This window comes from Micromonospora sp. NPDC049645, from assembly GCF_040675155.1.
GTDB lineage: Bacteria > Actinomycetota > Actinomycetes > Mycobacteriales > Micromonosporaceae > Micromonospora.
In genome coordinates, this window is record NZ_JBFAOI010000008.1 from 180099 (window position 1) to 195817 (window position 15719).

At 74.8% G+C, this 15719-nt stretch carries 16 protein-coding genes; 10 read left to right on the top strand and 6 right to left on the bottom strand.

All coding sequences use genetic code 11. The features are described 5' to 3' along the window. Nucleotides 1-115: 115 nt before the first annotated feature. From AB0J33_RS19775 to AB0J33_RS19785, 3 genes are all read right to left on the bottom strand, one after another. Nucleotides 116-1678 (bottom strand): DNA polymerase Y family protein, encoded by a 1563-nt coding sequence (locus AB0J33_RS19775; RefSeq protein ID WP_363615459.1) that lies wholly within the window; start codon nucleotides 1676-1678, stop codon nucleotides 116-118. Continuing rightward, entirely contained in the window at nucleotides 1675-2400 is a 726-nt protein-coding gene (locus tag AB0J33_RS19780) for a hypothetical protein (protein ID WP_363615460.1), read from the bottom strand. The genes AB0J33_RS19775 and AB0J33_RS19780 overlap by 4 nt, the downstream gene beginning before the upstream one ends. 129 nt (nucleotides 2401-2529) lie before the next feature. Next, entirely contained in the window at nucleotides 2530-2979 is a 450-nt protein-coding gene (locus AB0J33_RS19785; RefSeq protein WP_007463070.1) for an SAV_6107 family HEPN domain-containing protein, read from the bottom strand. 444 nt (nucleotides 2980-3423) lie between these two features. On the opposite strand from AB0J33_RS19785, the gene AB0J33_RS19790 reads away from it, so the two are divergent. The 6 genes from AB0J33_RS19790 to crtI all read left to right on the top strand — a co-directional run bounded on the left by AB0J33_RS19790 (nucleotide 3424) and on the right by crtI (nucleotide 8741). After that, nucleotides 3424-3912 (top strand): YbaK/EbsC family protein, encoded by a 489-nt coding sequence (locus AB0J33_RS19790; protein WP_363615461.1) that lies wholly within the window; start codon nucleotides 3424-3426, stop codon nucleotides 3910-3912. An 83-nt stretch (nucleotides 3913-3995) separates the two neighbouring features. Then, the gene (locus tag AB0J33_RS19795; RefSeq protein WP_363615571.1) at nucleotides 3996-4715 is read left to right on the top strand and encodes a monooxygenase; all 720 of its coding nucleotides are present in this window, start codon (nucleotides 3996-3998) and stop codon (nucleotides 4713-4715) included. Further along, complete coding sequence (locus AB0J33_RS19800; protein ID WP_363615462.1) at nucleotides 4712-5263, top strand: GNAT family N-acetyltransferase; 552 nt, start codon at nucleotides 4712-4714, stop codon at nucleotides 5261-5263. The genes AB0J33_RS19795 and AB0J33_RS19800 overlap by 4 nt, the downstream gene beginning before the upstream one ends. Then, nucleotides 5260-6117: a carotenoid biosynthesis protein gene (locus AB0J33_RS19805; RefSeq protein ID WP_363615463.1), complete on the top strand. Its 858-nt coding sequence runs from the start codon at nucleotides 5260-5262 to the stop codon at nucleotides 6115-6117. Before AB0J33_RS19800 ends, AB0J33_RS19805 begins: the two co-directional genes overlap by 4 nt. Beyond that, entirely contained in the window at nucleotides 6114-7241 is a 1128-nt protein-coding gene (locus AB0J33_RS19810; protein WP_363615464.1) for a glycosyltransferase, read from the top strand. The genes AB0J33_RS19805 and AB0J33_RS19810 overlap by 4 nt, the downstream gene beginning before the upstream one ends. Before the next feature lie 12 nt (nucleotides 7242-7253). Then, nucleotides 7254-8741, top strand: coding sequence for a phytoene desaturase family protein (gene crtI / locus AB0J33_RS19815; RefSeq protein ID WP_363615465.1), 1488 nt, complete (start codon nucleotides 7254-7256; stop codon nucleotides 8739-8741). 63 nt (nucleotides 8742-8804) lie between these two features. Here the strand turns inward: crtI and AB0J33_RS19820 are convergent, their stop codons facing one another. Further along, nucleotides 8805-9494 carry a CDP-alcohol phosphatidyltransferase family protein gene (locus AB0J33_RS19820; RefSeq protein WP_363615466.1) on the bottom strand — a complete coding sequence of 230 codons (690 nt, stop codon included), beginning with the start codon at nucleotides 9492-9494 and terminating at the stop codon, nucleotides 8805-8807. A gap of 44 nt (nucleotides 9495-9538) precedes the next feature. Beyond that, complete coding sequence (gene metF, locus AB0J33_RS19825; RefSeq protein WP_363615467.1) at nucleotides 9539-10456, bottom strand: methylenetetrahydrofolate reductase [NAD(P)H]; 918 nt, start codon at nucleotides 10454-10456, stop codon at nucleotides 9539-9541. A 247-nt stretch (nucleotides 10457-10703) separates the two neighbouring features. Between metF and AB0J33_RS19830 the strand changes: the two genes are divergently transcribed. Further along, complete coding sequence (locus tag AB0J33_RS19830) at nucleotides 10704-11093, top strand: helix-turn-helix transcriptional regulator (RefSeq protein WP_363615468.1); 390 nt, start codon at nucleotides 10704-10706, stop codon at nucleotides 11091-11093. 9 nt (nucleotides 11094-11102) lie between these two features. Next, a complete protein-coding gene (locus AB0J33_RS19835) occupies nucleotides 11103-12185 on the top strand; it encodes a polyprenyl synthetase family protein (protein ID WP_363615469.1) in 1083 nt (360 codons plus the stop codon). 45 nt (nucleotides 12186-12230) lie between these two features. Here AB0J33_RS19835 and AB0J33_RS19840 read toward each other — a convergent pair whose 3' ends face one another. Continuing rightward, nucleotides 12231-12620, bottom strand: coding sequence for an Rv2175c family DNA-binding protein (locus tag AB0J33_RS19840; RefSeq protein WP_363615470.1), 390 nt, complete (start codon nucleotides 12618-12620; stop codon nucleotides 12231-12233). A gap of 188 nt (nucleotides 12621-12808) precedes the next feature. Between AB0J33_RS19840 and pknB the strand changes: the two genes are divergently transcribed. Further along, nucleotides 12809-14797 (top strand): Stk1 family PASTA domain-containing Ser/Thr kinase, encoded by a 1989-nt coding sequence (pknB, locus tag AB0J33_RS19845; protein ID WP_363615471.1) that lies wholly within the window; start codon nucleotides 12809-12811, stop codon nucleotides 14795-14797. After that, entirely contained in the window at nucleotides 14797-15666 is an 870-nt protein-coding gene (locus AB0J33_RS19850) for a deoxyribonuclease IV (protein WP_363615472.1), read from the top strand. The genes pknB and AB0J33_RS19850 overlap by 1 nt, the downstream gene beginning before the upstream one ends. Nucleotides 15667-15719: the final 53 nt, after the last annotated feature.

Sequence of the window (15719 nt, forward strand, 5' to 3'; positions counted from 1 at the left end):
TGGCCGGACCACGGCGGCCGGATCCGCCGGCGAGCGATATGCCTCAGAGGCATGAATATGCCTGACAGTCATATCGCTCGTCGGGGCATCCGCCTCCGGCCGGGAAAGCACCGGCTCAGTCATAGATCGCCTCCACCAGCCACTGCCCGGCCTCGACGGCAAGCAACAGGGCGGCACCATCGGCCAGGCTGACCTGGAACCGGGCTCGGCGACGGGCCTCGGCCGGCGCCCACCAGCGCTCGTCCACCGGCCACGGGCCGGCCCAGCCCACGATCTCCGCCGGCTGGCCGGCGCCGACCACCAGCCGGGCCGGTGGGGCGCTCACCGCCAACCGCGCGCTGATCACCACCGGCTCGCCGGCGGCGTCGTGCACGGTCGCCGCGAGCGGGCTGGGCAGCACCACCGCCGGCGCGGGTGCCGGCAGCCGGCCCGGCCACGGTGGAGCGGGCGGGCGGGCGGGCAGGCGTTCGTCGCCCCACGGCACCAGTCGCACCTGGTCGGCCGGGGAACGCCCACCGCCGAGCACCGCGGTGACCACCGCCTCCGGGCCGAGGATGCCCTGCACCCGACTCAGCGCCCGGTGCGCGCGTTCCCGCTCCTCGCCGGTCTCCCCCCAGAGGCCGGCCTGCAGACCGGCCTGGGCGATCACCCCGTCCGGGATCAGTCGCAGCCGGATGATGCCGGCCGTCGGTCGGGCCGGTCGGGCACCGGCCCGACCGTTGCTGCCGGAGAGCCAACCGTCGAGCTGCCAACGCACCCGATCCGCGATGGCCGCGGCGGTGAGCAGGCCGTCGTGCCGCCACACCCGGTGCAGCTCCTGCCCGTGCTCGGTGACCGCCTCGATGCCGAGCCGGGTGCAGGCCAGCCCGTGCCCGGCCAGCCGCTCGTGCAGCTGCTCGGCCAGCGCCCGAGCCACGAACGCCGCCGCGTCGACCCGGTCGATCGGGTCGTCGTGCTCTGCGGTCACCGTCAGGTCGGCCGGCGGCTGCCGGACGGCGAGTGGGCGGTGGTCCCGCCCGGCGGCCAGTCGATGGGCCAGCGCACCGTCGAACCCGAACCGGGCCAGCACGTCGCCGGCCGGCAGGGCGGCGAAGTCGCCGAGGGTCCGCACCCCCAGCCGGCGCAGCAGGTCGGCCAGCGCCGAGCGGCCGAGCGCCTCGACCGGCAACCCGGCCAGGAACTCCGGTGTCGCGCCCGGTGCCACCACCCGGCCGGCGCGAGCGGCCAACCCGGCCGCGAACACCCCGTCGGCGATGCCGACCTGGCTCTCCACCAGGCACGACTGGGCGACGTGCTCGATGATCCGCTCGGCGGCCGCCTCCTCACCGCCGAGGTAGCGGCCCGGCCCCCGGGCGGCCACCGCGCAGGCGCCCGGACGGACCACCTCGACGCCGGCGACCAACTCCTCCACCGCGGCGACCACCGGCTCGAACGCCCGGGCGTCCCGGCCCGGGTCGTACTCCACCACGGTGAGCTGCGGGCAGCGACCCTGCGCCTCCCGCTTGCGCAGCCCTCGACGCACCCCCTCGGCACGGGCCCGTTCGGAGCAGGCGACCACCCGGTTGGCGTGCAGCACGGCGACCGGGCCGGTCGCCGGCACCCCGTCGACGATCTCGGCGGCGAGCACCGGCCAGTCCGGGCACCACAGCAGCAGGGTGCGTGCCGGCGAGCCGGTCACCCCCGACCGACCAGGGCGAGTGGCGCGGCCGATCGGCCCACCGGCGACGGCAGCGTACGAGGGATCACCCGGGTCAGCTCGTCACCCGGGAGCCAGACCTTGATCTCCTTGGGTCGGGCGGCCGCCCCGCGCCCGCGCGCCGAGACGGTGATCTCCCGGCGGCGCAGCCGCCCCCGGCCCCGCCCGAGCCCTTCCCAGACCCCCCGGACCACCTGCAGCGTCACGTCGGCGCCGTCCCACCGGCCGTACGGGACGAGCACGCTGCCGCGCTGGCGGGCCCGGGCGGCCAACCGGGTGGCCACCGAGGCGGAGACCGTGGCCGGCACGGTGGTGACCACGACGTCCACCCCGTCGATCAGCGCGGCGACCACGGTGGCCCACTCGGGGCCGGGGTTCGGCACCAGGGCCAGCCGGTCCAGGGCGATGCCCAGCTCGGCGGCGGCGCCCGCGCCGAACGTCGGCACACCGACCACGGCGCACCACGAGCCGGCCCGGGACGCCTCGGCGAGCAGGGCCAGCATCAGTGAGGTGCCACCGCTGCGGCGGGGCTGGCCGGCGGCGACCGCGATGGTGCTGCCCCGGCGCAGGCCCCGGTTGGGCAGCAGACCGGTCAGCTCGGGCACCACCGGCAGCACCCGGTGGCCGCCGACCGGGTCGGGTGCGCTCGCCGGGCGCACCAGATCGGCCAGTGCGGCGGAACCGACCACCATGCGGCCCGCCATTGGACCAACTCCCCCGTCGTTGCTGTGGATCAGATCAGGACCGGCACGCCGTCGCTTGAGCCGCTCGTCCAGCGGCACCGCGCCGCCGGCCGCCCGGCTCCCCGAGGGGCGGCCGGTGGCACGGCGGGATCAGGCGGCAAGGCCGTCCAGGGCCGGTTGGTGGGCGACACCGAGCGCGGTCTCCACCACCGTGACGAACTGTTCGGCGGCGCGGAGCAGATCGTCGGCCTCCCGGGCGCTGACCACCCGGGGGATGCCGGCCTCGGCGGCGGCACGCTTGCTGGCCCCGGCGGCGAAGAACCGGGACCACTCGTCGAGCTCCGGAGCGACGGCGCAGAGGAGGACCCAGACGCTGGTGATCCGGTTGCGTCGACTCGGGGCGGGTCGGGCCCGGGCCGCGAGCAGGGCGGCGGCCGCGCGCAGGGCCGCCAGGTGGGCAGCCGCGTAGCGCAGGCCGTCAGGTCGGGTCTGGCCGGCCTCGACCAGCCCACGGCGGGCCAACGTGAGGAGCTGGGCGGGGGTGCGGTGTGGCAGCACGTGCGCCGGCACCGTCGGTGCCTGAGCCGGGTTGGTCGGCATGGATGTCTCTCCTCCACGTGGCCGAGGCGTCGCTCCGGTGGGCTGATGCCGCCGACGAGACGCCGAGGTCGGGTGGTGCGGAGGAAGACGCACCGGGTGCGGCCGGCCGGGTGTGGATGCTTCCCCACACCACACCCGGCCGGCGGACCGGCGGGTGCGTCGCCCGCCGCCCGGGGGTCGTGGGCGGCGGGCGACGCTCCTGCCTGTTGGGACCAGGCTCGCGACTGCCCGGAACCCCAGGTGCGGCCCGCGGAGCCGCACCGCCCGGAGGTGGCGCCGCGAAACGCCGCGCTCCGGCTGGTTGGAACGAGCGTTCGAGGCAATCGAACACTCGTTCTAACTGCTGCTGACAGTACACCTCCCCTCCGACGAAAATGCAACGTGTGACGCGCTGGACGTGCCGGCCGGGTGAACCCACACCGGCGAACCGGGAAGAATGACGACATGCAGCCACACCCGAACGTACGAGCGGTGCAGGACGCGCTCACCGCCGCCGGCACGCGCGACGGAGCCGGTGAGCCCAGCACGGTCCGCCTGCTGCCCGACGCGGTGCACACCGCCGCGTTGGCCGCCGCGGCGCTCGGCGTCGAGGTCGGCCAGATCGCCAACTCACTGATCTTCGACGCGGACGACGTACCGCTGCTCGTGCTCACCTCCGGCGCGCACCGCGTCGACACCGCCGGCCTGGCCGCATCGATCGGTGTCACCCGACTGCGCCGGGCTACCCCGGAGTTCGTCCGGGCCCACACCGGCCAGCCGATCGGCGGGGTCGCCCCCCTCGGGCACCCGCACCCGCTGCGCACCCTGGTGGACACGGCGCTGGCGGCGTACCCGGAGATCTGGGCCGCGGGTGGCGTACCCCAGGCGGTCTTCCCGACCACTTACACCGAACTGCTACGGGTCACCGCCGGCACCCCGGCCGAGGTGGCGTGAGCGGGCTGAGCGAGCGAACCAGCAGGCACCGCGGCGACGCGCCCGCACCGCCGCCGAGCGGAGGCGCGAGCACGGCTCCGGAGCTGGTCACGCTGCACGTGTGGCGGATCTCCCGAGGCGCGCTGCCCCGGGCGTTGACCCGGATGGCGGTGGACCCACGCCGGTTGCGCGCCCTTCCGGGCGCCCGGTTCGGCAAGGTGCTGGGCACCGGGACCGGCACCGACTTCGGGCCGAGGGACGCCGACCTGACCCGGTGGGCCGCGCTGACCGTCTGGGACTCCCCCGCCGCCGCGGCCGACTTCGACGACTCGTCGGTGGGGCGCGCCTGGGCGCGCATCGCCCAGGCCCGGGCCCGGATCGACCTGCGCCCGCTGACCAGCCGGGGCGAGTGGTCCGGTCAGCGGCCGTTCGGCGATCCGTCCGGCGGCCGGGTCACCGGCCCGGTGCTGGCACTGACCCGGGCCCGGCTGCGGGCCCGCCGGGCCGCCACCTTCTGGCGGGCGATCCCGCCGGTGGCCGCCGCCCTGCGCGACGCGCCCGGTCTGCTGGCCCGGTTCGGGGTCGGGGAGGCACCGTTGGGTTGGCAGGGCACGGTGAGCGTGTGGCGCGACCCGACGGACCTGGTGGCGTTCGCGTACCGTCACCCGGAGCACCGGGCGGCGATCATGCGAACCCCCACCGCGGGCTGGTACGCCGAAGAACTGTTCGCCCGGTTCGAGGTGCGCGACGTGGTCGGCGACCGGTCGGTGCTCGGGTGGGTCGCCGACCGCGGCCCGGAAACGGCGAAGGGTGGACGGGCATGAGGTTGGTGCGCTGGACGCCGGACGATCTCGTCCGGCGGCTGGACGACGTGGTGGCCGTCTACGGCGAGGCGATGGGATACCGCACCGACCTGTTGGAGGCTCGGCGCGGCTACATCGCCACCCACGTCCGCCGACCGGGTTTCCGGGCGGTAGCCAGCCTGACCAGCGAGGGTCACCTCGCCGGCTTCGGCTACGGCTACCTGGGCGCGTCCGGCCAGTGGTGGCACGACCAGGTGCACCGGGCGCTGGACGCCCCGACCCGTACCCGCTGGCTCACCCACTGCTTCGAGGTGGTCGAGCTGCACGTCCGGCCACCCGCGCAGGGGCACGGCCTGGGCGCCGGCCAGCTGCGCGCGCTGCTCGGCATGGCCGAGGGCGAGACCACACTGCTGTCCACCCCGGAGGCCGACGAGAAGACCTCGCGGGCCTGGCGGCTGTACCGGCGCTTCGGCTTCGTCGACGTGCTGCGCGACTTCCACTTCCCCGGCGACGAACGACCGTTCGGCGTGCTCGGTCGGGATCTGCCACTCGAGCCACCGGCGTCATGACCCGGCGGATCTCCTGGACGCTGCTCGCCGTCCTGGTGCTCGCCCAGATCTGCTATCCGCTCACCACCGGCGCCACCCGGGCCGGGCTCACCGTTGCCACCGTCGTGCTCGGTTGGCTGCTCTCGGTCGGCCACGCCCTGCTCAGTCGGGGCCCACGGGTGGCGGCGGCGCTGGTCGCGGTGGCCACCGGCGGCGGGTTCGCGATCGAGGCGATCGGGGTGGCCACCGGCGTGCCGTTCGGCAGCTACGACTACTCCGGCGAGCTGGGCCCCAAACTGGCCGGCGTACCGCTGATAATTCCGCTGGCCTGGACCTGGATGGCCTGGCCGGCCTGGCTGGCCGCGGTCCGACTGACCGCCGGCGGCACCACCACGGCCGGCGGCGGCGGGCCGACAGCCGGTCGATGGGTGGGGCGGATCGCGCTGGCCACGGTGGGGCTGGCGGCCTGGGATCTCTTCCTCGACCCGCAGATGGTGGCCGAGGGCTACTGGGTCTGGCGCGACGCCACCCCGGCCCTGCCCGGCCTGGCCGGCATCCCCGTCAGCAACTACCTGGGCTGGCTGCTCTTCGCGGTGCTGCTGATGAGCGCGCTGCGCCCGCTGGCCGGGCCGGCCGCCGCGCACACCGATCGGCGGGACCACCCGATGATCGCGCTCTACCTGTGGACGTACTTCTCCAGCGTCCTGGCCCACGCCGTCTTCCTCGACCTGCCCGCCTCGGCGCTCTGGGGCGCCGCCGGCATGTCGGTGACCGCCGTACCCCTGGCGGTGACCCTGCTGCGGGCCCGACCCGGCCGACGCATCCGGCCGGCGGACCACCAGCCGCACCGCCCCGGCGTCGACGCGACCCGATGACCGCCCTGCTCGCCCTGCTGATCGCCGTCGCCGCGTTGACCGGGCACACCTGGCTCAACGCCGCCGCCTGGTTGCGTCGGCCCACCGAACGGCCCGACGAGGTCGACGAGCCGGTCGCCGTGCTGCTGCCGCTGCGCGACGAGGCCGCCCGCGTCACGCCCTGCCTGCACGCCCTGCTCGCCCAGCGTGGCGTACCCGGGCTGCGCGTCGTGGTCCTCGACGACGGGTCCACCGACGGCACCGCCGACGTGGTCCGCGCGGTGGCCGGCGACGACCCCCGGGTCACGCTGCTCACCGGGGTCACCCCGCCGCCGGGCTGGCTGGGCAAGCCGCACGCCTGCTGGCAGCTGGCCACCCGGACCGACCCGGACGCCACCGCGCTGGTCTTCGTCGACGCCGACGTGGTGCTCGCCCCGCACGCCGTGGCCGCGGCCGTCACCGAGTTGCGCGCCGCCCGCGTGACGCTGCTGTCGCCGTACCCCCGGATCGTGGTGGCGACGGCGGCCGACCGGTTGGTGCAGCCGCTGTTGCAGTGGCTCTGGCTGACCTTCCTGCCGCTGCGCGCGATGGAACGCTCGCCGCGGCCGTCGCTGGCCGCGGCGGGCGGGCAGTTCCTGGTGGTGGACCGGGCCGGCTACACCGCGGCCGGCGGGCACGCCGCGGTCGCCGACAAGATCCTGGAGGACGTCGAGCTGGCCCGGGCGGTCAAGCGGGCCGGCGGGCGGATCGCCCTGGCCGACGGCTCCCGGCTGGCCACCTGCCGGATGTACGACGACTGGCCACAACTGCGCGACGGGTACTCGAAGTCGCTCTGGGCGTCGCTCGGGCATCCGGGTGCGGCGGCGGCCGTGGTGGCGGCGCTGCTGCTGCTCTACACCGCCCCACCGCTGATCGCGCTGGCGGGCGCGGCGGCAGGCGCGCCCGGGGTGGTCGCCGTGGGCCTGGTCGGTTACCTGCTCGGGGTGGCCGGGCGGGTGCTCACCGCCCGCGCGACCGGCGGCCGGTGGTGGCCCGACGCGCTCGCACACCCCGTGTCGGTCGTGGTCCTCGGTTGGCTGACCCTGCGGTCGTACCATCTGCGAAAGCGACACCGCCTGACCTGGCGGGGCCGCCCGGTCAGCTAGGGAGGGCGCGGCATGGCGCGGATCGTGGTCGTCGGCGCCGGGGTGGGTGGCCTCGCCACCGCCGCCCGGCTGGCCGCCACCGGGCACCAGGTGACCGTCTTCGAGGCCGCCGACACGGTCGGTGGCAAGCTCGGCCGGTACGCGCACGACACCCCGGCCGGGTCGTTCCACTTCGACACCGGGCCGAGCCTGCTCACCCTGCCCGAGGTCTTCCACGACCTGTTCGAGGCGACCGGCGCGAAGCTCGACGAATATCTGGACCTGGTCCCGCTGGACCCGATCGTCCGGCACGTCTTCCCGGGCGGTGGCCCGACCCTGGACTCGTGCGCCGACCCGGTGGAGTTCACCGCCCGGATCGGGGCCGCCCTCGGGGACCGGGCGGCAGCGGACTGGCAGCGGCTGTGGCGCCGGGCGGCGCGGGTGTGGCACGCCTCCTCGCGGGACATCCTGCGTCGTACCGTCGACTCTCCCCGCGACCTCGCGTCGCTGGCCTGGCGGGTCGGCGACCTGGCCGCCATCGCCCCCGGTCGCAGTCTGCGCGGCCTGGGCCGCCGGCACCTGTCCGACCCGCGACTGCGGATGCTGCTGGACCGGTACGCCACCTACACCGGCGCCGACCCACGTCGGGCACCGGCGGCGTTGGTCGCGGTGCCCTACGCCGAGCTGGCCTTCGGCGGCTGGTACCTGCGCGGCGGGCTGGGCACGCTCGCCGACGCGCTGCTGACCCGCTGCCTGGACCTCGGCGTGGTCGTGCAGACCGGTGCCACGGTCACCCGGATCGACGCCACCGGTGGTCGGGTGCACGGGGTACGCCTCGCCGGTGCCAGCGCCCCGGTGCCCGCCGACGTGGTGGTGGCCAACGTGGACGCGCTGACCGTCTACCGTGACCTGCTGCCGCACCCACGTCGGCTGGCCGGGCTGACCGACCGCAGCCTCGCCGGCTTCGTGCTGCTGCTGGGTGTCTCCGGCAGCACCGGGCTGGCCCACCACAACGTCTTCTTCCCGCACGACTACGACGCCGAGTTCGACGCGGTCTTCGGTGACCCCGGTCGGGGCGTACCGGCCCGACCTGCCGCCGACCCGGCGGTGTTCGTCACCGTGGCCGACGACCCGATGGTCCGACCGGCCGGACACGAGGCGTGGTTCGTACTGGTCAACGCGCCCCGGCAGGGCAGCGCGGCGGGCGCGGTGGACTGGCGCCGCCCGGGGCTGGCCGACGCGTACGCCGATCGGATTCTGGAGGTGCTGGCGCGGCGCGGCGTGGACGTGCGCGACCGGCTGCTGTTCCGGGAGATCCGCACCCCCGCCGACCTGGACGTGGCGACCGGCGCGCCCGGTGGCTCGATCTACGGCACCGCAGGCGGGCTGCTCCGCCCGGCCAACCGGGGCCCGGCGAACGGGCTGTGGCTGGTGGGCGGCTCCGCCCACCCGGGCGGCGGGCTGCCGATGGTGACCCTCTCCGCGCAGATCGTCGCCGACGAGATTGGCCCCGCCTGGTAGTCGCGGGCCGGCGGCGCCAGCCCGGCCCGCCGCTCAGCCGGCGGCGCCAGCCCGGCCCGCCGCTCAGCCGGCCTCGATGAGGGCACGACGGATGCTGGAGAGCAGCTGCCCCAGGCCGAAGCCGGCCAGCAGCACCCAGACCGCGGTCGCCATGGTGATGGTGCCGGCGGCCAGGTCCGGCTCGATCAGGCCGGCCAACCCGGCGACCAGCAAGCCGGCCAGCGCCACCGAGACCCGGGTGGGGCGTTCACCGACGGTCACCGCGCCGATCTCGCGCATCCCGGCGGCGACCGCCCGCGCTCGGACGTACTCGTGCAGCCAGGACAGCGCGCCGCCCGCGACGACCAACGCACCGGGCGCGCCCACCAGCCAGAACGCCAGCAGCCAGGCCACCTCCCCGAGCCGGTCGGCGACCGAGTCGTAGACGTAGCCGAGCCGGGTGGTGCGGCCGGTGGCGACCGCCACCGCGCCGTCCACGCTGTCCGCCACGGCGGCCAGCAGCACGAACAGCGCCCCGAGGAACAGCCCGTTGCCGGGCCGGGTCACCAGCAGCGGTACGCAGAAGCAGAGCAGCACCCCGACCACGGTGACCGCGGTGGGGCTGACCCGAAGCCGACCCAGCACGTACCCGACGTGGTACGCGAATCGCAGCCAGGCGCGCACCACCGGCGCGGCGACCCGGGGGTCGAACCCGCCGTGCAACCGCGCCCACGCCGTGGCGTACTGGTCCCAGTTCAGCTGTGTGCCCACCACGGATCAACCGTTGTGTCGGGCAACAGGTGTCGCAGGTGCGTCGTTCACACGCGCGCGCCGGCCTTCAGGTTCTGCCAGACCTCGCGGGTCGCGGTGGACCGGTTGAGGGTGATGAAGTGGATTCCGGGCACACCCTCGTCGAGCAGTCGTCGGCACATCTCGCTGGCCTGCTCGATGCCGAGCCGGCGGACCGCCTCCGGGTCGTCGGCGACGCGTTCGAAGCGGGCCGCCAGCGCCGCCGGGAACGGCGCGCCGGACAGCTGCACGGACCGCTCGATGGTGCCGATCTGGGTCACCGGCATCACCCCGGCCAGGATCGGGGTGTCACAGCCGGCGGCGGCCACCCGGTCGCGGAGTCGCAGGTAGTCGTCGGCGTCGAAGAACATCTGGGTGACCGCGAACTCCGCGCCGGCCCGACATTTGCGGACGAACTGGGCGGTGTCGCTGGCCACGTCGGGCGAGCGCGGGTGCTTGTACGGGAAGGCCGCCACACCGACGCTGAAGTCACCGGCGTCCCGCACCAGGCGGACCAGGTCCTCGGCGTAGTCCACGCCCTCGGGGTGGCGGATCCACTCGCCGCCCGGGTTACCCGGAGGGTCGCCACGAACGGCCAGCACGTTGCGCACGCCCACCCCGGCGAGCCGGCCGACCACGTGGCGCAGCTCGGCGACGGAGTGATTGACCGCGGTCAGGTGGGCCATCGGGAGCAGCGTGGTCTCGGTGGCGATCCGCTCGGTCACCGCCACGGTGGTGTCCCGCGTCGACCCGCCGGCGCCGTACGTGATCGACACGAACGACGGGCGCAGCGACTCCAGCTCGCGGATGGCCTGCCAGAGCAGCTGCTCACCCGCCTCGGTCTTGGGCGGGAAGAACTCGAACGAAAAGGTCGGCTGGTGCTCACGGATGAGCTCCCCGATCGCCGGCTGCGGATTGGGGAGTACCGAGGGAAGACCGAGCGCCACGACCCGACTCTAGCGGTCGATGTCACCAGGACCCAGGCCCTTCCCACCCAGCGGCTGGAGTCGCACCGGCGCGCTCCGACCGGTGCGGCGCAAAGGCGTCGTACCTCCGAGGTAGGAATGGGCGGTGCGGGAGGGGCGGCCGGGGCGGCCCCGGGGTCCCCGCGCGGGGGTCAACAACCGAGCGGTGACGCCGGTCCGTCCGGTCGGGCGGGTGGTCGTCACCGCACCGACGCCGCCAGGAGGACCCATGATTCCGCCCGCATCGCCGCGCCCCGCGCAGCTCGGGCCGCTGCTGGCCCGGCACCGGCTGGCCCGTGGCTGGAGCCAGCAACGCACCGCCGCCGAGTTGTGTGCCGCCTCCGGGGTGCCGACGTTGAGTCGGCACGAGGTCTCCCGGTGGGAACGACAGCGTCGCGTGCCGGGCGGCTTCTGGCTCGGCTGGCTCGCCGTCGTCCTGGACGTGCCGCTGGTGGCGCTCGCCGAGGCCGCCGCGGCCACCCGTCGAGCCGGCGCGGCGCGGGCCACCGGGCCGGGCCGCGCCGCGGTGTCCGGCGCGCGACCGACCGGGCGAACGGGCCCCGGCCGCACCGGCGGCACGATGCGTGGCGGTGGAGCACGGTCCACGGCGACCCGCTAGCGTCGGGGCGTGACCCACGCTGCCCCCGTGTCTCCCGTCGACCGCGCCGACCTGCGACAGCGGGTCGACAAGGCGCTCACCGAGTTCCTGGCCGGCCAACGGGTCCGACTCGCCGCCGTGGACGACGCCCTGGGTCCGGTGGCCGAGGCGATCGAGGCGTTCGTGCTCGGCGGGGGCAAGCGGCTGCGTCCCGCATTCGCCTACTGGGGGTTCCGGGGCGCCGGCGGGGTGGACGGCGACCAGGTGCCCACCGCCCTCGCCGCACTGGAGTTCGTCCAGGCCAGCGCCCTGATCCACGACGACCTGATGGACCGCTCCGACACCCGTCGCGGCGAGCCGGCGGTGCACCGGCGGTTCGCCACCCGGCACCGCGAGGCCGGCTGGGGCGGCGACCCGGACGGTTTCGGCGACGCCGCGGCGATCCTGCTCGGTGACCTGTGCCTGGTCTGGTCCGACGAGCTGCTGCACTCCGCGGGCCTGGACCTGTGGTCGCTGGCCCGCGCCCGACCGGTCTTCGACGAGATGCGCACCGAGGTCACCGTCGGGCAGTATCTCGACGTGCTGACCCAGGTCACCGGGGACACCTCGGTGGAACGGGCCAGCAAGGTCGCCCGGTACAAGTCCGCGAAGTACACGGTCGAGCGTCCGCTGCTGTTCGGCGCCGCGCTGGCCGACGCGACGGACGACGTGCGGACGGCCTACTCGGCGTACGGGCTGCCGCTGGGCGAGGCGTTCCAGCTCCGGGACGACGTGCTCGGGGTCTTCGGTGACCCGGCGCTGACCGGCAAGCCGGCCGGCGACGACCTGCGTGAGGGCAAGCGCACCTACCTGGTGGCGGCGGCCGTGGAGGCCACCGACGACGCAGGCCGTGAGCTGCTGCTCGGCCGGCTCGGCGACCCGGAGCTTGACGAGCAGGGGGTGACCCGGCTCCGCGAGGTGATCTCGGAGAGCGGGGCACTGGCCCGTACCGAGCAGCGGATCGTCACCCTCACCGACGCCGCCCTGGCCGCGCTGACCGCCGTCGACCTGGACACCGAAGCCCGCCAAGCCCTGGTAGACCTGGCCATAGCCGCAACCCGCCGAGCCGACTAACCCCCGTCCCCCCGCGCCCGCGGGGACGCCGGGGGGCGGGTGGGGTTAGAAGCCGAGGGCTTGGGCTCGGCGTTTCACCTCGCGGGCCTGGTCGCCAGAGAGGGCGGCGGCCGGGGTGGCGCCGGGGAGGGTGTCGTCCGGCTCGTAGAGCCAGCGCAGGGCGGCCTCGTCGTCGTAGCCGTTGTCGGAGAGCAGGTTGAGCACGCCGGGCAGGTGCTTGAGTACGGTCTGGTTGGCCACCAGGTCCGCGGGGATCCGGCGGACGCCGTCGCGGCGGACCGCCAGCAACTCCCGGTCACGGATCATCTGGTGCACCTTGCTGATCGACACGTCGAGGCGTTCGGCGACGTCGGGCAGGGTCAACCAGCCGGCCGGGTCGGTGGGGCCGGCGAGCTCCAGGCCGGGCGCGGCCTGGTCGGGTACGGGTTCGGTCACCCGACCACCCTGCCACGCCGCCACCGCGACGAGCCACCGGCACCCCGGGCGACCCGTCCGCGCCCACTCTCTCCACCGTCGCTGACCAGCCAGTAAGGGACGGCGAGCGCGGCGGGACGGACCGGTTCGGCGTACGGCTGTAGCATCCTGTTCAACCTTCGCCCCCTGGACACATAGACTGCCTGCCGATGGACACACAGGTCGCCGACACGTTGCTGGGCTCGCTGATCGACGGGCGCTACCGCATTCGCGGTCGCGTGGCCCGTGGTGGCATGGCGACCGTGTACACCGCCACCGACGAGCGCCTCGAGCGCACCGTCGCTGTCAAGATCATTCATCCGACCCAGGCGAGCGAGGCACGGGCGCGGATCGCCAACTTCGTGGCCCGGTTCACCGACGAGGCCAAGACCATCGCCCGACTGACCCACCCGAACGTGGTGGCGGTCTACGACCAGGGCACGCACGCCGGTCTGCCGTACCTGGTGATGGAGTACGTCCGGGGCCGCACGCTGCGCGACGTGCTGGCCGAGCGACGCCGGCTCAATCCGGACGAGGCGCTGGCCATCACCGAGCAGATGCTCGCCGCGATCGCCGCCGCGCACCGGGCCGGTCTCGTGCACCGCGACGTCAAACCGGAGAACGTGCTGGTCGCCGAGGCACCCACCGGTGGCGTCGCCAATCTGGTCGACAGCGTCGTGAAGGTGGCCGACTTCGGGCTGGCCCGGGCGGTCGAGGCGAGCGCCGACGAGGAGCAGGGCAACCAGCTGATGGCCACCGTGGCGTACGTCGCCCCGGAGCTGGTCACCGAGGGCCGCGCCGATCCGCGCACCGACGTCTACTCGGCCGGCATCGTGCTGTTCGAGATGCTCACCGGCCGGGTGCCGTACGACGGTGACCGCCCGGTGGACGTCGCCTGGCAGCACGTCGACCGGGACGTTCCGGCTCCCTCGACGCTGGTGCCCGGCCTGCCGTCGGTGCTCGACGAGCTGGTGCAGCGGGCCACCCGGCGTGATCCCGGCGCCCGGCCCGCCGACGCCGGCGCGCTCCTGGCCGAGGTGCAGGTCGCCCGGGATCGTCTCGGCGACGCCAACAGTCACACCGCCGTTCTCCGCCCGGTCACCGATGAGGTGCCGCTCTCCCAGCCGACCATGATGGTCGCGACGGTTCAGCCGCCCAGCCGCCCGGCCTGGGCCCGGCTGCCCGAGGGCGCCAGCAGCCAGGGGCCGGGCCGGCGTCGGGCGGCTCCGGAGCCGGCGGAGGGCCTGGGTGCCCGCCTCGCCGCGCTGCGCGGCATGGTGCTGAGCAACCCCCGTGGCCGGCTGGCCGTCGCGGCCGTGGTGGTGACGCTGGGCCTGGTGGCCGCGATCGGGGGTTGGTGGTTCGGCGTCGGCCGCTACACGGAGGCTCCGCAGCTGGTGAGCCTGAGCAAGGCCGACGCGCAGACACGGGCCGACCGCGCCGGGCTCGTCCTCAAGTTCGCGGAGCCGCGCTTCGACGAGAAGGCCCCGAAGGACAGCGTGCTGGGGCAGAGTCCGGCGTCCGCAACCAAGATCGTCAAGGGTGGCACGATCACCCTGACCCTCTCCCTGGGCCCGGAGCGTTTCCCCGTTCCGGACGTCATCGGCAAGGAGTTCGAGCTGGCCGAGGCGGACCTGGTCAACGCGAAGCTGGTGGTGGCCAAGGGCACCGCCCGCTACGACGACAGCCTGCCGGCCGGGGTCGTGGTGGAGAGCTCCCCGAAGGTGGGCACCGAGGTCAAGCCGGGTGCGAAGATCACCCTCATTCTGAGCCGGGGCAGGGCGCCGGTGACGGTTCCGAACCTGGTCGGCAAGAGTCTGACCGACGCCCGGACGGCCCTGGCCAAACTCGAACTGGTGCTGGTGGAGACCTACAAGGATTCGGACAAGCCGAAGGACGAGGTCCTCGGCCAGAGCCCGGCCGACGGCACCGGCGTGGAGAAGGGCGCCCAGGTCAAGCTGGACGTCAGCAAGGGCCCGCCGCTGGTCGTCGTGCCCGGGGTGATCGACCTGCCCTGTTTGCAGGCCAAGCAGGTGTTGGAGAGCCAGGGGCTGCCGACGACGGTCGCGCTCAACGCCAACGCGGTCGCCCGGATCCAGGTCCCGGGCGAGAATTCGCAGGTGCCGCCGGGCACCCCGGTCGTCATCACGTGCTTCTGATGCCGACGATCTCCACGCGGGCGGTGGGCGCGCACACTCCGACCTCGGGTGGGCTGGCGAAGGCTGCCCTTCCGTACGCCGACGCGACCGGTGCGCGGGTGGTGCAGGTCTACGTCTCCAACTCGCGAGGCTGGGCACTGCCCAGCGGTGACCCCGCGCAGGACGCCCTGTTCCGCGACGGTTGCGCCGAACGCGGCATTCCGGCGTTCATCCACGCCTCGCTGCTGGTCAACCTCGGCTCGCCCACCCCGGCCACGGTCGAGAAGTCGGCCCAGACGCTGGCGCACGCGCTGCGTCGGGGGGTGGCGATCGGCGCCCGGGCGGTGGTGTTCCACGCGGGCAGTTCGGTCGACGAGGGGCACGCCGAGGCGGCGATGCGACAGGTTCGCCAGGAGTTGCTGCCGTTGCTCGACTGGGCCGCCGACGCCGGTGGGCCGATGTTGCTGGTCGAGCCGAGCGCGGGCGGAGGCCGGTCACTCGCCTCCCGGGTGGAGCAGCTCGGGCCCTACCTGGACGCGGTGGACCGGCACCCCATGCTCGGGGTCTGCTTCGACACCTGCCACGCCTGGGCCGCCGGGCACGACCTGGCGGCCGAGGGCGGCATGACGGCGACCCTCGACACCCTGGTGGCCACGGTCGGTGCGGACCGACTGCGGCTGGTCCACGCCAACGACTCGAAGGATCTGTGCGGCTCCACCCGCGATCGGCACGAGAACATCGGGAAGGGCACCATCGGCGAACCGGCCTTCGCCGAGCTGATGGCGCACCCGGCAACGGCTGGCGTCCCGATCGTCGTGGAGACCCCCAGCGAGAAGCAGCTGGGCCACGCCGCCGACATCGAGACCCTCACCCGCCTGTCCCACCCCTGACCCCACCCGACCCGGGGCGCGGGCGGCCCGGCGGGAGTCGGGTCGGGTCGGGG